The 15,967-nt window shown below is 73.0% G+C and carries 16 protein-coding genes and 1 pseudogene; 14 read left to right on the top strand and 3 right to left on the bottom strand.

Annotated elements, in window-relative coordinates; genetic code table 11:
* Positions 1-142: 142 nt before the first annotated feature.
* Both ACFYXE_RS20340 and ACFYXE_RS20335 read right to left on the bottom strand, forming a co-directional pair.
* Positions 143-898: pseudogene (locus ACFYXE_RS20340) on the bottom strand (ABC transporter ATP-binding protein); the annotation flags it as partial.
* Complete coding sequence (locus ACFYXE_RS20335; RefSeq protein WP_389314210.1) at positions 895-1,218, bottom strand: SHOCT domain-containing protein; 324 nt, start codon at positions 1,216-1,218, stop codon at positions 895-897. The gene ACFYXE_RS20335 and the pseudogene ACFYXE_RS20340, both read right to left, overlap by 4 nt.
* A 162-nt stretch (positions 1,219-1,380) precedes the next feature.
* Here ACFYXE_RS20335 and ACFYXE_RS20330 point away from each other — a divergent pair, with 162 nt between their 5' ends.
* The 4 genes from ACFYXE_RS20330 (at position 1,381) to ACFYXE_RS20315 (ending at position 4,872) form a co-directional block, all read left to right on the top strand.
* On the top strand, positions 1,381-1,983 hold the full coding sequence (locus tag ACFYXE_RS20330) for a TetR/AcrR family transcriptional regulator (protein ID WP_389314208.1): 603 nt from the start codon (positions 1,381-1,383) through the stop codon (positions 1,981-1,983).
* Positions 1,984-2,156: 173 nt separating this feature from the next.
* Positions 2,157-2,744 carry a DUF4865 family protein gene (locus ACFYXE_RS20325; RefSeq protein WP_389314206.1) on the top strand — a complete coding sequence of 196 codons (588 nt, stop codon included), beginning with the start codon at positions 2,157-2,159 and terminating at the stop codon, positions 2,742-2,744.
* Between the two features lie 57 nt (positions 2,745-2,801).
* Complete coding sequence (locus ACFYXE_RS20320; protein WP_389314204.1) at positions 2,802-3,404, top strand: TetR/AcrR family transcriptional regulator; 603 nt, start codon at positions 2,802-2,804, stop codon at positions 3,402-3,404.
* 226 nt (positions 3,405-3,630) lie between these two features.
* Positions 3,631-4,872 (top strand): MFS transporter, encoded by a 1,242-nt coding sequence (locus ACFYXE_RS20315; protein ID WP_389314202.1) that lies wholly within the window; start codon positions 3,631-3,633, stop codon positions 4,870-4,872.
* Between the two features lie 6 nt (positions 4,873-4,878).
* Here the strand turns inward: ACFYXE_RS20315 and ACFYXE_RS20310 are convergent, their stop codons facing one another.
* A complete protein-coding gene (locus tag ACFYXE_RS20310) occupies positions 4,879-6,111 on the bottom strand; it encodes an ROK family protein (protein ID WP_389314201.1) in 1,233 nt (410 codons plus the stop codon).
* A 143-nt stretch (positions 6,112-6,254) separates the two neighbouring features.
* Here ACFYXE_RS20310 and ACFYXE_RS20305 point away from each other — a divergent pair, with 143 nt between their 5' ends.
* From ACFYXE_RS20305 to ACFYXE_RS20260, 10 genes are all read left to right on the top strand, one after another.
* Complete coding sequence (locus ACFYXE_RS20305; protein ID WP_389314199.1) at positions 6,255-7,487, top strand: MFS transporter; 1,233 nt, start codon at positions 6,255-6,257, stop codon at positions 7,485-7,487.
* A gap of 556 nt (positions 7,488-8,043) precedes the next feature.
* A complete protein-coding gene (locus ACFYXE_RS20300; RefSeq protein ID WP_361172236.1) occupies positions 8,044-8,754 on the top strand; it encodes an AAA family ATPase in 711 nt (236 codons plus the stop codon).
* Between the two features lie 76 nt (positions 8,755-8,830).
* A complete protein-coding gene (locus ACFYXE_RS20295; RefSeq protein WP_389314197.1) occupies positions 8,831-9,427 on the top strand; it encodes a flavodoxin family protein in 597 nt (198 codons plus the stop codon).
* 33 nt (positions 9,428-9,460) lie between these two features.
* The gene (locus ACFYXE_RS20290) at positions 9,461-10,468 is read left to right on the top strand and encodes an AvrD family protein (protein WP_389314195.1); all 1,008 of its coding nucleotides are present in this window, start codon (positions 9,461-9,463) and stop codon (positions 10,466-10,468) included.
* Entirely contained in the window at positions 10,465-11,487 is a 1,023-nt protein-coding gene (locus tag ACFYXE_RS20285; RefSeq protein ID WP_389314193.1) for a beta-ketoacyl-ACP synthase III, read from the top strand. The genes ACFYXE_RS20290 and ACFYXE_RS20285 overlap by 4 nt, the downstream gene beginning before the upstream one ends.
* Positions 11,488-11,517: 30 nt before the next feature.
* Complete coding sequence (locus ACFYXE_RS20280; RefSeq protein WP_361172246.1) at positions 11,518-11,769, top strand: acyl carrier protein; 252 nt, start codon at positions 11,518-11,520, stop codon at positions 11,767-11,769.
* Positions 11,770-11,904: 135 nt separating this feature from the next.
* Positions 11,905-12,786: an aromatic prenyltransferase gene (locus ACFYXE_RS20275; protein ID WP_389314191.1), complete on the top strand. Its 882-nt coding sequence runs from the start codon at positions 11,905-11,907 to the stop codon at positions 12,784-12,786.
* Entirely contained in the window at positions 12,783-13,601 is an 819-nt protein-coding gene (locus tag ACFYXE_RS20270) for a nuclear transport factor 2 family protein (protein ID WP_389314189.1), read from the top strand. Before ACFYXE_RS20275 ends, ACFYXE_RS20270 begins: the two co-directional genes overlap by 4 nt.
* Before the next feature lie 34 nt (positions 13,602-13,635).
* Positions 13,636-15,168 carry an MFS transporter gene (locus tag ACFYXE_RS20265; protein WP_389314187.1) on the top strand — a complete coding sequence of 511 codons (1,533 nt, stop codon included), beginning with the start codon at positions 13,636-13,638 and terminating at the stop codon, positions 15,166-15,168.
* A 52-nt stretch (positions 15,169-15,220) separates the two neighbouring features.
* Positions 15,221-15,964: a maleylpyruvate isomerase family mycothiol-dependent enzyme gene (locus ACFYXE_RS20260; RefSeq protein WP_389314185.1), complete on the top strand. Its 744-nt coding sequence runs from the start codon at positions 15,221-15,223 to the stop codon at positions 15,962-15,964.
* The last annotated feature ends 3 nt before the right edge of the window (positions 15,965-15,967 follow it).

Genomic DNA, 15,967 nt, shown 5'->3' with positions numbered 1-15,967 from the left:
CAGCGGTCGCGGTGGTCCGCGTACCGGATGTGCTGGATGTACCGGATGGGGCGGACGTACCGGATGTGCGTGTGCCCGCCAGGCCCGGTCCGGCGGCCGAACCGGGTGCGAAGGGCTGTCCGGACGCCGCGGACGGACGCGGGTCGAAGGCCTTGAGCCGGTCGAGGACCCGGTCGGCCGTCGGGGCCGCCATGCGGTCCACGAGGCGCCCGTCGGCGAGGAAGACCACCTCGTCGGCGTGTGCGGCGGCCACCGGGTCGTGGGTGACCATGACGACGGTGCGGCCCGTCTCGCGCACCGCCCTGCCGAGCAGGTCGAGCACCTCCTCGCCGGAGCGCGAGTCGAGGTTGCCGGTCGGCTCGTCGGCGAAGACGACGTCGGGGCGGCCCGCGAACGCCCTTGCCACGGCGACGCGTTGCTGCTGGCCGCCGGAGAGCTCGGCGGGCCGGTGGTGGAGCCGGTCGCGCAGGCCGACGACGTCGACGAGGGCGTCCGTCCACGCGCGGTCGCCGGTGACGCCCGCGAGGTCCATGGGCAGAGTGATGTTCTCGGCGACGGTCAGCGTCGGCACCAGGTTGAAGGCCTGGAAGACGAAGCCGATCCGGTCCCGGCGCAGCAGCGTCAGGCGCCGGTCGTCGAGCGTGCCGAGCTCCGTGTCGCCAATGAAGGCGGCGCCCGAGGTGAGCGTGTCCAGGCCGGCCGCGCAGTGCAGCAGGGTGGACTTGCCCGAGCCGGACGGGCCCATGATCGCGGTGAAGCGTCCGGCCGGGAAGGCGACGCTCACCCCGTCCAGGGCCCGTACGGCGGTGTCACCGCGGCCGTGCACCTTCACGGCGTCGGTGACGCGGGCGGCGGCCGTCCCCACGGGTGCGGCGATCCGTCCGGTGGCGGTGCTCATGCGGCACCGTCCTGGGAGCGGTGGCCGAACTCCTCGTTGAGGACGGTCAGCCGGCGCCAGTACTCGTCCTCGTCGATCTCGCCGGACGCGAAGCGCCTGCCGAGCACGGCGATGGGCGAGTTCTCGTCGAGCGCGGCACGGCCGGGGTGTCCGGCGCCCGGCCCCTTGGGACCGCCCGCGCCGCGGAACGGGCCGCCGCGACCGCGCCACACGGTGCGGCGGAGCAGGGTGACGACGCCGACGACGACGGCCGCCCAGACCAGCGGGAAGAACAGGATCCACGGGCCGGGCCCGCCGTCCCAGTGCGCCAGGGTCTGCATCTGAACTCATCTCCTCGGGAGCGGTTGTCTCGATGCCTCCAACCTCGCTCCGCAAGGGCCCTCACGTCGTCGTACGGCCAGCGGCACCGGACGTACCACCGCGGGAGTACGCGGCGCCGCTCCGGCTGCTCCCACCGCCCGTGGATCTCTGTACCTACTAGTATGTACAGTGGGCTCATGAGCACTCCGGAGCGCCTGATCGAGTCCACCCGCGAGCTCCTGTGGGAGCGGGGTTACGTGGGGACGAGCCCCAAGGCCATCCAGCAGCACGCGGGCGCGGGCCAAGGCAGTATGTACCACCATTTCACCGGGAAGCCCGACCTGGCGCTCGCCGCGATCCGGCGCACCGCCGAGCAGATGCGCGCCACCGCCGAGGCCGTCCTGGGCGGCACCGGACCGGCGTACGCGCGCATCGAGGCGTACGTGCTGCGCGAGCGCGACGTCCTGAAGGGCTGTCCGGTCGGGCGGCTCACCATGGACCCGGACGTCATCGCGGACGACGAGCTGCGCGCCCCCGTCACCGAGACCCTCGACTGGCTGCGCGAGCGACTCGCCGCCATCGTCGAAGAGGGGTGCGCCCAGGGCGAGTTCACGCCCGGACTCGACCCCCAGCAGGTGGCTTCGACAGTGGTCGCCACCGTGCAGGGCGGATATGTGCTGGCCCGCTCGGCCGGTTCGCCCGCCGCGTTCGACACGGCGGTCCGCGGCCTGCTCGCCCTGCTCGCCGCCGCGCGCACACCGGCTTCCGCCCCGGCCGCCTCCTAGAGGTGCGCACACCGACTTCCGCCCCGGCCGCCCCCTAAGGGTGCGCACACCGGCTGCCTCCCCAACCGCCCCCTAGGGGTGCCCCCGCGATCTCCGTGGGCCCGGCACGCACGTCACCCCGGGCACCCGGCCACCCCTGCCTTCCACCCAACCCGCCATCCCAGGAGTACGTGATGCAAGCGACGCAGTACGAGATCACCCTGCCCGCCGACTACGACATGGGCGTCATCCGCCACCGCGTCGCGTCAAAGGGGCACCTCCTGGACGCGTTCCCCGGCCTCGGCTTCAAGGCCTACCTGATGCGCGAGCGCGGCAGGAACGGCTCACCGGTGAACCAGTACGCGCCCTTCTACCTCTGGAACACCGACGAGGGCATGAACTCCTTCCTGTGGGGGCCAGGATTCCGCGGCCTGGTCGGGGACTTCGGCCGGCCGGTGGTGCAGAACTGGACGGCCCTCGCGTACGCGGAGGGCGGCGCGTCCGCGGTCACGCCCAAGGTCGCCGTGCGGCGCCGACAGCAGATCCCGGAGTCGGCTCCCCTGCCGGAGTTCGCGGACGAACTCGCCGACGAGGCAACAACGTTGGCAGGCCTGGAGGGCGCGGTGTGCGCCCTCACCGCCGTCGACCCGCGCACCTGGGAAGCCGTGCACTTCTCGCTCTGGGAGGACCGGGCACCGCGACAGGCCGTCGGCGACGTCTTCGAGGTGCTGCACCTTTCCACGCCCGAGCGGGCGAAGGTGACGCACGGGCGGCAGTGGTAGTCCGACCGCCCACGCCGCGTATTGCACCAGCCGTTCCAAAACCTGTACGGTTCCCGCATGGCCCGACCGAGGACTTTCGACGAGGAGCGGGCCCTGGACGCGGCGATGCACGCCTTCTGGACGAACGGCTACGAGGCCACCTCGACCCAGGACCTGTGTGACGCCACCGGCCTGGGCCGCAGCAGCATCTACAACACCTTCACCAGCAAGCACGACCTGTTCCGGCGCGCGCTCGGCCGCTACATGGCCACGATGAACGCCGGCCAGGCGGAGATCCTGGACGACGTGGAGCGGTCGGCCACCGAGCGGCTGCGCGCCCTGTTCGACCGGATCGTCGACGGGGAGTTCGAGCACCGCAGGGACGGCCACAGCATCGGCTGCCTCACCGTGAACACCACCGTGGAGCTGGCGGGGCGCGACCCCGAGGCCGCCGGGATACTGGAGCGCGACCTGACGGCGCGGCTCTCCGCCCTGCGCGCCACGATCCGGACCGGCCAGCGCGACGGCGACATCACCTCGCCCCGCGACGCCGACGCGCTCGCCCGCTACCTCAACGCCGTCATCGGCGGCATGCGGGTGTCCGCGCAGGGCGGCGCCGACCGTGCCACCCTGCAGAGCATCACCGAAACCGCGCTGGACGCACTGACCGCCACGCGCTGACCACCCCGGGCCCGCCCGAGCCCGCCCGAACCCCTCGAAGCTCCCCTGACGTGCCCCGACGCGTCGCTTCGCACCCTCCCCCTGCCCTCATTTTGTACTGACCCATCCAAAATACTCCGCCGACTCATCCCAAGCACTCCGCCGACCCGTCCGAAACACCCCGCTGACCCGCCCAGAACACCCCGCTGACCCGCCCAGAACACTCGCCCGACAGGAGCACTCCGCCATGCCCCGCGCCGTATACGTGCTGGCCCTCGGCATCTTCGCCATGGTCACCAGCGAATTCGTGGTCGCAGGACTGATGCCGCAGATGGCCGAAGGACTGGACGCCACGATCCCCGAGATCGGCTATCTCATCACCGCGTTCGCCGCGGCGATGGCGCTCGGCGGCCCCTTCCTCACCGTCGCCGTACTGAAAATGCGTCAGAAGTCGGCCCTGATACTACTGTTCGGGATCTTCCTCGCGGGCAACGTGCTCGCCGCCGTCGCCCCCGACTACCGCACCATGCTGGTCGCCCGCGTCCTCACCGGCATCGCCTCTCAGGCCTTCTTCGGCGTCTCCATCTCGCTGGCCTCGCGCATCACCCGGCCCGAGGTCCGCGGCCGGGCCGTCGCGGTGGCGCTCAACGGCCTGATGCTGGGCACCCTGCTCGGGCTGCCCTTCGCCACGGTCGTCGGCGAACACCTGGGCTGGCGCGCCGCGTTCTGGGCGATCACCGTGCTCACCGTGCTCGCCGCCGCGGCCACGCTCGCCGGCGTGCCGAGCGCGGACGGCGAGAGCCAGGAGAACGGCAGCCTCCGCGAGGAGCTCGGCGCCTTCCGCAGCCCCCGTCTGTGGCTCGTCCTGACCACCAGCACCTTCGTGATCGGCGCGACCTTCTCCGCGTTCAGCTACCTCAACCCGATCCTCACCGACCTCACGGGCTTCTCCACGGGCACCGTCCCGCTGCTGCTCGTCGCGTACGGCGCCGCCACCCTCATCGGCAACACCGTCGTCGGCCGGCTGGCCGACCGCCGCACCCTCCCCGTACTGGTGGCGGGCCTCGCGCTCAACCTGGCCTTCCTCGTCGGCTTCGCCCTCCTCGCCGAACTGCCCGTACCCGCCGTGGTGTTCATGCTCGGCATCGGACTGGTCGGCGTCACCATGAACCCGGCCCTGGTGACCCGCGTCCAGCGCGCCGGGAACGCGCGGCCCCTGGTGAACACCGTCCACTCGTCCTTCATCACCCTGGGCATCATCATCGCCACGTCCGTCGGCGGGCCCGCCATCGACGCCTTCGGCCTGCGGGCGCCCCTGTGGATCGGCTCCGGACTCGCCCTGCTCGGCCTGTTCTCCCTGCTGCCGGACGTCCTGCGCCGAAGGTCCGCGGCCGAGGCACCCGGCACAGCCGACGCGGCAGCGGCCGGGACGGCGGACACGGCGGCGGCACCGGGCGAGGCGGCCACGGCGCCCCAGCCCGTGCCGTAGCCCCACCTAGCCCAGCGCCCCCAGGGGGTCGTCGAGCACCGGCTGCCAGGCCAGCTCGGCGGCCCCCACCAGGCTGTTGTGGTCCAGCGTGCAGGCCAGGATCGGCACCCCGCCGCTGCGGCCCCACAGACTGCGGTCCGCGACGACCGCCCGCAGCCGCTCCGGGTCCGCCTCCAGGAGGGCGCGGTGCAGCCCGCCGAGGATGATCCGGTCGGGGTTGAGGATGTTGACCAGGCCCGCGAGGCCGAGGCCCAGGCGGTCGATCAGGGCCTCGGCGGCGGAGCGCACGGTCGTGTCGTCGTACCGGTCGCGCAGCAGCTCGCGGGCCTGCACGAGCAGCCCCTCCGGCCCCGGTTCGCGCCCCGCCGCGGTCAGGAAGGCCAGCGGGTCCGTCTCGACGTCCAGGCAGCCCCGGCTGCCGCAGTAGCAGGGGCGGCCCTCGGAGTTCACGGTGAGGTGGCCCACCTCCAGGGCCAGACCCGAACTCCCGGTGTGCAGACGGCCGTCGAGGACCAGGGCGCCGCCGACGCCGCGGTGCCCCGTCGCCACGCACAGCAGGTCCCGGGCCCCTCGGCCCGCGCCGTGGCGGTGCTCGGCGAGTGCGGCCAGGTTCACGTCGTTGCCCGCGAAGGCCGGTCCCGTGAGTCCCGCCTCCCGGACCCGGTCGGCGAAGACCTCGCGCACCCGCGCGCCCGCGGGCCACGCCAGGTGCAGCGGGTTCAGCGCGGTGCCCTCGGGCTCGGCGACGGCGGACGGCACGGCGAGCCCCGCGCCCACACAGCGCCGGCCCGTCTCGCGCAGCAGCCGCGCGCCCGCGTCGACGACCGCCCCGATGACCTCGGCCGGGTCGGCGCCGACGGCCTCACAGCCCGGCGCGGTCGCCACGAGGGAGCCGCCGAGCCCGACCAGCGCGGCCCGGAACCCGTCGGCGTGCACCTGCGCGGCGAGGGCGACGGGTCCCTCCTCGGCGACGGCGAGCCGGTGCGAGGGCCTGCCCTGCGACCCGGCGGCCGCGCTGGGCCTGGCGTCGATGCGGATCAGGCCGAGCGCCTCGAGCTCGGCGGCGACGGCGCCCGCCGTGGCGCGGGTGACGCCCAGCTCGGCGGTGAGCACGGCACGGGTGGGGGCGCGCCCGGTGTGGACCAGTTCGAGCGCGGGGCCCAGCGCGCCGCGCCCTCGCTCCAGGCGGGTACGCGTGGTCACTTCCCCCTCGGCACGGGGGTCAGCCTTGCCGTTCATGAGGGCGAGTCTCCCATGATCCGTACCTGGCCCCGCCGTTCGGCCGTCATCGGCTCGTTCCTTTCCCGGGCCCCGCCGGCCCGCCCGGTGCGCCGCCCGCACCCGTCTTGAACGTCACCCGTTCCCGCCTCTACTCTGACTTTGTGCCGCTACTAAACAAAATCGGGACCGCAGCGCCGCGGCCCACCGAACCGCACCTGCGCCGTCTGCGCGTGGCCCTGACCGTCTTCTTCGCCCTCGACGGCTTCGTCTTCGCCGGGTGGGTGGTCCGCATCCCGGCCATCAAGGAGCAGACCGGGGCCTCGGCCGGCGAGCTCGGGCTCGCACTGCTCGCGGTCTCCGCCGGGGCCGTGGTCACGATGACGCTCACCGGCCGGCTTTGCCGTCGCTACGGGAGCATCCCGACGACGGTGGCCTGCGCGGTGGCGCTGCCGCTCACCGTGGCGCTGCCGCCGCTGACGGGCTCGGTCCCGGCGCTCGGGTTCGTCCTGCTCTTCTTCGGTGCGGCGTACGGCGGCATCAACGTCGCGATGAACAGTGCCGCCGTGGATCTCGTACGCGCGCTGCGGCGGCCGGTGATGCCGAGCTTCCACGCGGCCTTCAGCCTGGGCGGCATGCTCGGATCGGGTCTCGGCGGCCTGGTCGCGGGGCACCTCTCCCCCACCCGCCACCTGCTCGGCATCACGGTCGTCGGCCTGGCGGTCACCGCGGCGACGGCCCCCTCCCTGCTGCGGTACGGGACGGCACTGCACCCCGACGGCGCGGCGCCCGTCACCCCGACGGCCCAGACCCCCGCGTCCGGTGGCGGCGGCGGGGTCCGCAGGGACCGCCGCACCCGCGGGCTCGTGCTGGTCTTCGGGCTCATCGCGCTGTGCACCGCGTACGGCGAGGGCGCCATCGCGGACTGGGGCCCGCTGCACCTGGAGGAGGATTTGCACGCGCACCCGGGTGTCGCCGCCGCGGCCTACTCCTGTTTCGCCCTCGCCATGACGATCGGCCGGCTCTCCGGCACCACGCTCCTGGAGCGGCTCGGCGGGACCCGTACGGTCGTGGGCGGCGGCCTGACGGCCTGCGCGGGGATGCTGCTGGGCGCGCTCGCCCCGTCGACGGGCCTCGCCCTCGCCGGGTTCGCGATCACCGGGCTCGGCCTCGCCAACATCTTCCCGGTGGCGGTCGAGCGGGCGGGCGCGCTCGCGGGCCCGGGCGGAGTGGCCGCCGCCTCGACGCTCGGCTACGGCGGCATGCTGGTCGGGCCGCCCCTGATCGGGTTCATGGCGGACTGGTACTCCCTGCCGACCGCGCTGACGAGCGTCGCCCTGCTCGCCGCGGTCGCGGCGGCCATCGGCTTCGTCACCCGCCGCGCGACGGCGGGTTGAGACCGGGCCCGGACCGCGACGGCGGCCCGCGCACACCGGCCCGGGGACGCGCGGACCGCGCCGCACAAGTGGCGCGATCCGCTCTACCGGCGCGACCCAACTCCCTTGCACGGACCATGAGTTGATGTGACCCAGGTCACTTAAGAGGCCCCTTGGCGCTGCGCCGGGGACGGTGTCACTATTTCTGCGCGCCTCCCCTGTCCAAAAACAGCTCCACGACGGGGAGATTCGAGCGCCGCTCGCACCGGAAAGAGCCACTCCGTATCAGGTACGTGGCACGGTCGCCAGTACCGCATCCAGACATCGTGGAGCCGTCCCGGCAGTACGCCGGCCAGGCCGATGCCGTCTCCACCCCTCCACCCGGCCGGGTGCCGTTCCCCCGGCCGTCCACCACCCGCGCACCGCCACCGCCCGCCCACCGCGGCACACGTCGTGCGGCGGCCGGTCGTGCCCGGAACCCTTCCGTCCGTCCTCGGCGACCCTCGCCCGCACGGCGAGCCGTCGCCCCATGAGGCGTGCCGCGCGACCGCGCCCCCGCCTCGGAGCTGGAGAACCCATGAAGATTTCCGTGTCCGGGACCTACTCCTCGGGCAAGACGTCGACGGTGATGGCGCTGTCGCACTACACCGGCGTCCCCCGCTCCCTCGCCCGTACCATCCGGGAGATCATGCCGGAGGCCCTGCCGGGCGTGAAGCTCGTGGACGTCACGCCCCCGCAGTTCCTCCAGCTCACCCTGCGCCGCCACACCGGCCGCGCCGTGCAGGAGGCCCTGCTCGGCGACCACTTCATCTCCGACGGTTCCTCGCTGCAGGAGTGGCTGTACGGGGAGGGCCGGCTGCGGCACGGCATGAACCCCAACGCCACCGCCGACGGCGCGAGCGGCCCCTCGGTCGTCTCCGCGCAGGAGATGGCCTTCTTCGGCAAGGTCGTCGAACAGTACGGGCAGGCCTTCAAGCAGCACGTCAAGGCCACCTACGACGCCTACGTCCACCTGCGGCACGAACTGCCGATCGCGTCGGACGGTCACCGGCCGATGAACAACGAGTTCCGCACGACCATCGACACGATGCTGCTCGCCACGCTGGACGAGCTCCGGATCCCGTACCACGTCGTCAGCGGCTCCATGGCGGAGCGGCTGGAGACCATCGCGGGGATCTTCGGCTGGACCCCGGTGATGAGCACGGCGGAGGCCATCGAACTGGCCCGCCAGGAGTACGGCCGCCAGGACTTCCGCATGGAGTACGAGCGAATCCCGGCAAGCGCCTGAACCTCCCCTCCTTCCCCACCCCCCACACACACCGCCACTCCCCCACGACCGCGCACGTCCGAGAGGAGAACAACTCATGGGAAACCCGCCCACCATCGCCATCGCCTACCACTCCGGCAGGGGCCACACCGAGGTGCTCGCGCAGTCCGTCCGGGCCGGCGCCGAAAGCGCGGGCGCCGAGGTGACCATGGTGACCGTCGAGGCCATGGACGACACCAAGTGGGAGGCGCTGGACGCCGCCGACGCCATCATCTTCGGGTCGCCCACCTACATGGGCTCGGCGTCGGGACAGTTCCACTCCTTCGCCCAGACCACCAACAAGCGCTGGGGCCGGCAGGCCTGGAAGGACAAGCTGGGGTCCGGATTCACCATCGGCGCCTGCAAGGCGGGCGACAAGGACAACACCCTCGGCTACTTCGCCACCCTCGGCGCCCAGCACGGCATGATCTGGGTCAGCCTCGGCCTGCTCCCCGGCTGGCACCTCAGCCACGAGAGCGAGAACGACCTCAACCGGCTCGGGTACTTCAACGGCGCCGCCGGCACCCTCATGGGCGACCTGCCCGCGGAGGACGTGCACAAGGCGGACATCGCCACCGCCGAGCACCTCGGGGAGCGCGTCACGCGGATGACGGCGATCCACCTCGCGGGGCGCGCCGCCCTGGCCGCCACCTGAGAACCCGGCCGCCACCTAAGAACAGGAGCGCTTGTGCCATCCCTGGATTTCGCGTCCATCGACGATTTCCTCGGCCCGCGCGACAGCCGATTCCTCGGCGAGGGTTTCAAACGGGTCGAACACTCACTGACCGAACTCACCGTGTCACCCGGTGCCGAAGGCACCGCAGGCATCGAGGCCGTCGCCCACCTGGCGATGCCCGAACGCTGGTCCAGCAAGGGCGACCACCAGCAGAAGCCCCATCTCAGCTCCATCGACGTGATGCTCTTCGCCGCCCGGCTCACCGGGCTGTACGCGGCGCACACCCACGCACTCGCCCCCGACGCCCGCTTCGAGGTGCGGTCCGTCGACATGAAGGCCGGTTCGAGCCCGGACGAGGAGGGTCTGGAGAAGTTCCCGGTGAGCGGCCGGCTCATCGCCGCCGAGACGCGTGGCGCGACCTGGTCGACCACCCTGGACTGCCGGATCGGCTCGCTGTCGGCCCGGGTGCACGCGGTGCACGACCCCGGCCGCGGCCCGACCGGCACGGCCCAGGCGTACCACCTGGCGGAGGAGCTGCCCGGCCCCTGGAACGACCGGCCCTTCGGCGTGCCGCACGGCGCCCGGCAGCAGTTGCTCTCCGGGGTGCGCGTCACGGGCGAGGGCACGGAGAACCTGCAGGCGAGCGCCCGGGTGGCGCTGGTCCCGGACGGGGCGGAGGCCGCCCGGGACGCCACGCAGGCCACCATGATCGACGCCTTTGTCGCCGCCATGCAGCTCGGCCAAGTCCTGCTCTACACGCTGGACGGCATCGACCGGGCGGGCAGCAACAACCTGTGGATGCGGCGCACCCGCGTCACGGCCGGAGCGGGCGCTCCCTTCCGGGGCGACGACCAGGTGACGGCCGGGCTCGGACAGGCGCGGCTGCTGCCGTCCGCGGCCGGTACCTGGCGGTCGGCCGAACTGACCGGCGCCCTGCACGGGGTGCGGGCCCGGGCATCCGTCGTCCATCTGCTCCACCCCTCGCCGGAAGGTGCGGGACGGGGAGGTGAGCGGCGATGAGCACGCCCGCCGCTGTCCTCACCGGGCTCGGCGCCTACGTACCGCCGCGCGTGGTGACCAACGACGAGTTGTCCCGCCGCATGGACACCAGCGACGCGTGGATCGTGCGGCGCACCGGCATCCGGCAGCGGCACTGGGCCGAACCCGGCGTCGCCACCAGCGACCTCGCCGTCGAGGCGGGGCACCGGGCACTGAAGTCGGCGGGGGCCGAGGGCTCCGACGGCTCCGACGGCATCGGGCTGGTCGTCGTGGCCACCACGACCCCCGACCAGCAGTGCCCCGCCGTCGCCCCCGACGTGGCCGCCCGGCTCGGCCTCGGCACGGTCGCCGCCCTGGACGTGGGGGCCGGCTGCACGGGGTTCGTCTACGCGCTCGCCACCGCGTCCGCCGCCCTGGTGGCCGGGTACGCCGAGCGTGCCCTCGTCATCGGCGCCGAGACGTTCCGCCCGTTCCTCAACCCGGCCGACCGCGGCACGGCGGTGATCTTCGGCGACGGCGCCGGCGCCGTGACGCTGCGCCGGGGCACCACCGACGAGGCGGGTGCGGTGCTGACGGTGGACCTGGGCTCCGACGGCACCCTCAAGGATCTCGTCGGCATCCCGGGCAACGGCTCCCGGCACCGCTCCACCGGCCGTCCGCCGCACCCGGACGAGCAGTACCTCTTCATGCACGGCAAGGAGGTCTTCGTGCAGGCGGTGCGCCGCATGGCGCAGTCCTCGACGACCGCGCTCGCCCAGGTCGGCTGGAGCGTCGACGAGGTCGACCACGTGGTGGGCCACCAGGCGAACCTGCGGATCCTGCACGCCGTGGCCGGGGAGTTGGGCCTTCCCGAGGAGCGGCTGGTCCGCCATGTCGACCGGGTCGGCAACACCTCGGCGGCCTCCATCCCGCTGGCCCTGGCCGACGCCACCGAGCGGGGCCGTCTCCGGCCCGGCGACCGGCTGCTCCTGACCGCCTTCGGGGCCGGGCTCGCATGGGGCTCGGCCGCACTCACCTGGCCGGGGATCACCCTCGCCTGACCGTCGCCGTTCCCCTGGAGAGGAAGCGCCATGACGAGCCGAACGACCCTCGAGCCCGAAGCCGTGCTCGACATCCTCAGAACCCACTTCGACATCCCGGCCGACACGGCCCCCGACACCGGCTTCCACCTCCTGGACCTGGACTCCCTGGTCCTGATCGAACTCGCCGTCATCCTCACGCGGGAGTACGGCGTCGAGGTGGACGGCGAGGAGCTCGCCGGCGCGGGCACCGCCGCCCGGGCCGCCGAACTGGTGTCCGCGAAGGCCGCCGCGCAGAGCTGAGCGACCACCCTCGGAGCCCCGGTGACCGTGCCCACGGTCACCGGGGCTCCCCGTCGTCGGACGGCACGTCCGTCCGAGACGCCGATCGGCGTTGCGTCCCGACGGCAACGTCCCTCCCGGGAAGAGGAAGCCCACATGCCCGCACCAGCCGACGTCCACACGGTCCACGCGGCCATCGAGGAAGCCGCCGGCCTGCTGAACCTGCCCTGCCCGCCCGACACGGTCCTGCCGGTCCTCAAGGCGTTCGAGCCGTTCGAGGGCGGGGTCATCTTCAGCGCCTCGGCCGGCGAGGGCCACGCCGGGGACCTCGACCTGACCATCCAGGTGCCCCGGGCGGTCACCGACCCCTACGCCCACGCGCTGGCGCACGGGCTGGTCCCGCGCACCGGCCATCCCGTCAGCACCCTCCTCGCCGAACTCGCCCGGCACGTCGCCGTCGACGAGTACCTCATCGACTTCGGCGTCATCGCCGGGTTCAACAAGATCTACGTGCACTTCCCGCGCGACCCGCAGAGCGTGGCCCGACTCGCCGCGCTGCCCTCCATGCCGCGCGCGCTGGCCGACCACGCCGACCTCTTCGCCCGGCACGGCCTGGACCGCGTCGCCATGCTCTCCGTCGACTACCGCAAGCGGACCGTCAATCCGTACTTCGCCTGCCCCGACGGCCTCGCGGCGCGGACCCTCCCCGCGCTGCTCGCCGACCTCGGCCTGCCGGCGCCGGACGACGAGCTCGTGGAGTCCGCCCGCAAGACCTTCCGGACCTACGTCACCCTCGGCTGGGAGTCCTCGCGGATCGAGCGGATCAGCTTCGCCCGCGCCCTGGACCTGCCGCTCGTCACCGCCCGGACCGAACCGGAGATCGTGCGGTTCGTGACCGGCACGCCGTACACGTACGACGGCGAGCGGTTCAGCATCTCCATCGTCAAATGGTCGGCCGACGACACGTGGTTCAACGTCGGCTCGTACTACCAATTCGGCCCGCTGCAGCGGGAAGTGCTCGGAAAGGTGCCGCGGTGAACACGAACGTGAGCGAGCGGAACCGGCGCGCCGTGCGCGTCGTCGACAACTTCTACCGTGCCCTGCGGGCCAAGGACATCGACGCCTTCGCGCGGCTTTGGACGGCGGACGCGGTGTACCGGGTGCCGGTCACCCCGGACGGCGTGCCCGGCCAGTTCGTCGGGCGCGACACCATCGTGGCCGGACTCGGCGGGTTCCTCTCGCTGTTCGGCGAGGTGCGGCTGACGTGGGACGCCGAGCCGATGGGCGATCCGCACAAGGTGCTGGCCACCTGGACGATGGAGGTCGAGCTGCTCGCGGGCGGCCTCTACCGCAACCGCGGCGCGTCGGTCTTCCGGCTGGAGCAGGACCGTATCGCGGAGTTCTCCGAACACGTCGACACCGCCGCGTTCCTGGGGGTCTTCGCCGCAAGGATCGGCACGGCCCAGCGGTTCTTCGAGCTGCTGCGCGCCCAGGACATCGACGCGTGGGGCGAGCTGTGGCACGAGGACGGCACGCTCACGGTGCCCTACGCCCCGGACGGGTTCCCCTCCCTCGTCGAGGGCAGGGCCGCGATCGTGACCGCGTACAAGCGGCTGCTGTCCGCGTACGAGAAGTTCGACACCGAACTCACCGGCGTCCACCCGGCGGTCAACTCCGACGCGGTCTGCGTGCAGTACACGGTCCACGCGCTGCTCCCGGACGGCTCGGACCGCACCCACGAAAACATCGCCGTCCTCCGGTTCCGGGACGGGCTGATCAGCGCCCACCACGACTACTTCGACCCGCGCCGCTTCTCCGGCGTGGTCGACCTGCTTCCCGGCGGACCCCGGTGAGCGGCCGCGGCAGACACAGAGGAGACGCGAGGCCATGAGTTCCGTGCACAAGGAATTGCGGGAGGGCGGCGACGGCGCGCCCGTCGCCGCCGACCCCCGGCGGTGGCTGGCGCTGACCGTCGTCGCCGCGATGCAGTTCATGCTCGTCATGGACATCACCGTGGTGAACGTCGCGCTCCCCGACATCCAGTCCAGCCTGGACTTCTCCCCCGGCGGTCTCGCCTGGGTGGTCAACGCCTATGTGCTGGTGGCCGGCGGCTTCCTGCTGCTGGGCGGGCGGCTGGCCGACCTGTTCGGGCGGCGCCGGATGTTCATGGCCGGCGTGCTGGTGTTCGGCGTGGCGTCCGCGGCGTGCGGCGCCGCGGCCTCCGCCGGGATGCTGGTCGGCAGCCGTTTCGTGCAGGGGCTGGGTGAGGCGCTGGCCGGTCCGGCCGCGCTCGGGCTGATCCCCGTGCTGTTCCCCGACCGCAAGGAGCGGATGAAGGCGCTGGGCATCTGGGGCGGCCTGTCGGCGGTGGCCGGGTCGGTCGGCTCGGTCGTCGGCGGCATGGTGACCGACCTGGTGAGCTGGCGCTGGATCTTCTTCGTCAACATCCCCATCGCGGTCGTCGCGCTGGTCCTGGTGCCGCGGGTGATGCCGGAGAGCCGCATGGCCCGCGCGGGCCGCCGGCTCGACGCGGTCGGCGCGGTCACCGCCACCGGGGGCCTGGTCGCGGTCGTGTACGGGCTGCTGCAGGCCGCCGACCACGCGTGGGGCTCGGGGCGGGTGCTGCTGCCCCTGCTGGGCGGTCTCGCGCTGCTGGTCTTCATGGTCCTGTGGGAGGCCCGCACGCCGGACCCGATGATCCCCCTGCGGTTCTTCGCCAACCGCACCCGGGTGACGACCAACGTGGTGAGCGTGGCGATCTTCGCGGCCTTCTTCACGTACATGTTCCTGTTCACGCTGTACGTCCAACTGGTGCACGACTACTCGCCGATGAAGACGGGGCTCGCCTACATACCGCTGACCGTCACGGCGTTCGCGGGCGCGGGCGCGTCGACCGTCCTGATGCCCCGTATCGGGGTGAAGGCCGTGATGACCACCGCTTTCTTCGGCGGCGCCGCCGCGCTCCTGATCGCCGCCGAGGGACTGGCGCCCGACGCCTCCTTCACCGGCGGGTTCATGCCGGGCCTGATCCTGTTCGGCTTCTTCAACGGGCTCGCCTACCCGTCCCTGATCAACGGGGCGCTGCACGGGGTCACCGGCCAGGACTCGGGGCTGGCCTCCGGCGTGCAGACGGCGATGCAGCAGACCGGCGCGGCGCTGGGCCTCGCCACCCTGGTCCCGCTCGCCTTCCGCTACGTCGACGACCACGTGGCCGACGGCACGCCCCTGCCGGTCGCGCAGACCGACGGTTCCGCGCTGGCGTTCCGCATCGGCGCCGGGGCGCTCGTCGTCTCGGCGGTGGCCGTCGCGGTGCTCCTCGAGAAGGTGAGCGCGCAGATGCGCGACCCGCTCGCCGAGGCCGCCGAGGCCGCCACGGAGGAGGGGGCGCCCCGGTCGGCGGAGCCTACGGAAACGGTCTGAGATCATCCGGAGGTTCCGGTTCGACCGCCCCGCATCCGCCACAATCTCCCGCATGGAGATTTCCGAGCACATCCAAGTCGTGGACCGGGAGGGCCGGTTGCTGGCCCGGGCGGCGGCGGAGGCCGGACCCGACGCGAAGGTCCCCACCTGCCCCGAATGGCAGGTGCGGGACCTGTTGCGGCACACCGGGATGGTGCACCGGTGGGCCGCCGCGTTCATCACCGAGCGCCGCACCTCCTACCGGCTCGGCGGCGAGCCGCCCGAGCTGGACGGTGCCGCGCTGGTCGAGTGGTTCCGCGAAGGGCACGCCGCGCTCGTGGCGACGCTGGGCGCGGCGCCGCCCGACGTCGAGTGCTGGGCGTTCCTGCCCGCCCCCGCGCCCCTGGCCTTCTGGGCGCGGCGGCAGGCGAACGAGACGACGGTGCACCGCGTGGACGCCGAGGCCGCCCGCGGGGGCGCTCCGTCGCCGGTCGGCACCGCGTTCGCCGTGGACGGCATCGAGGAATTGCTGCTCGGTTTCCACGCGCGCGAGCGCAGCCGGGTGCGCAGCGGCGTGCCGCGCGTGCTGCGGGTGCGGGCCACGGACGTGCCGGACGGGGCGAGTTGGACCGTCCGGCTGGGCGAGGGGCCGCCGGCCACCGAGCGCGGCGCGACGGCTCCCGCCGACTGCGAGGTGGCGGGGCCGGCCGCGGCGCTCTATCTGTCGCTGTGGAACCGGCTGCCGTTCCCCGAGGTGACCGGCGACCGGTCGGTCGCGGAGCTGTGGCGGGAGAAGTCCCCCATCGTCATGGGCTGACGC

Source organism: Streptomyces sp. NPDC002564 (assembly GCF_042889645.1).
GTDB lineage: Bacteria > Actinomycetota > Actinomycetes > Streptomycetales > Streptomycetaceae > Streptomyces.
The sequence above is the reverse complement of the archived record's forward strand: the minus strand, read 5'-3'. Positions and strand labels throughout refer to the sequence as shown.

Excerpts from the sequence above, each read along its gene's own strand:
- ACFYXE_RS20260 (WP_389314185.1), top strand. The coding sequence starts at position 15,221 with ATGGAGATTTCCGAGCACATCCAAGTCGTGGACCGGGAGGGCCGGTTG.
- ACFYXE_RS20325 (WP_389314206.1), top strand. The coding sequence starts at position 2,157 with ATGCAAGCGACGCAGTACGAGATCACCCTGCCCGCCGACTACGACATG.
- ACFYXE_RS20295 (WP_389314197.1), top strand. The coding sequence starts at position 8,831 with ATGGGAAACCCGCCCACCATCGCCATCGCCTACCACTCCGGCAGGGGC.
- ACFYXE_RS20315 (WP_389314202.1), top strand. The coding sequence starts at position 3,631 with ATGCCCCGCGCCGTATACGTGCTGGCCCTCGGCATCTTCGCCATGGTC.
- ACFYXE_RS20300 (WP_361172236.1), top strand. The coding sequence starts at position 8,044 with ATGAAGATTTCCGTGTCCGGGACCTACTCCTCGGGCAAGACGTCGACG.
- ACFYXE_RS20280 (WP_361172246.1), top strand. The coding sequence starts at position 11,518 with ATGACGAGCCGAACGACCCTCGAGCCCGAAGCCGTGCTCGACATCCTC.
- ACFYXE_RS20275 (WP_389314191.1), top strand. The coding sequence starts at position 11,905 with ATGCCCGCACCAGCCGACGTCCACACGGTCCACGCGGCCATCGAGGAA.
- ACFYXE_RS20310 (WP_389314201.1), bottom strand. The coding sequence starts at position 6,111 with ATGAACGGCAAGGCTGACCCCCGTGCCGAGGGGGAAGTGACCACGCGT.
- ACFYXE_RS20320 (WP_389314204.1), top strand. The coding sequence starts at position 2,802 with ATGGCCCGACCGAGGACTTTCGACGAGGAGCGGGCCCTGGACGCGGCG.
- ACFYXE_RS20285 (WP_389314193.1), top strand. The coding sequence starts at position 10,465 with ATGAGCACGCCCGCCGCTGTCCTCACCGGGCTCGGCGCCTACGTACCG.
- ACFYXE_RS20330 (WP_389314208.1), top strand. The coding sequence starts at position 1,381 with ATGTACAGTGGGCTCATGAGCACTCCGGAGCGCCTGATCGAGTCCACC.
- ACFYXE_RS20265 (WP_389314187.1), top strand. The coding sequence starts at position 13,636 with ATGAGTTCCGTGCACAAGGAATTGCGGGAGGGCGGCGACGGCGCGCCC.
- ACFYXE_RS20335 (WP_389314210.1), bottom strand. The coding sequence starts at position 1,218 with ATGCAGACCCTGGCGCACTGGGACGGCGGGCCCGGCCCGTGGATCCTG.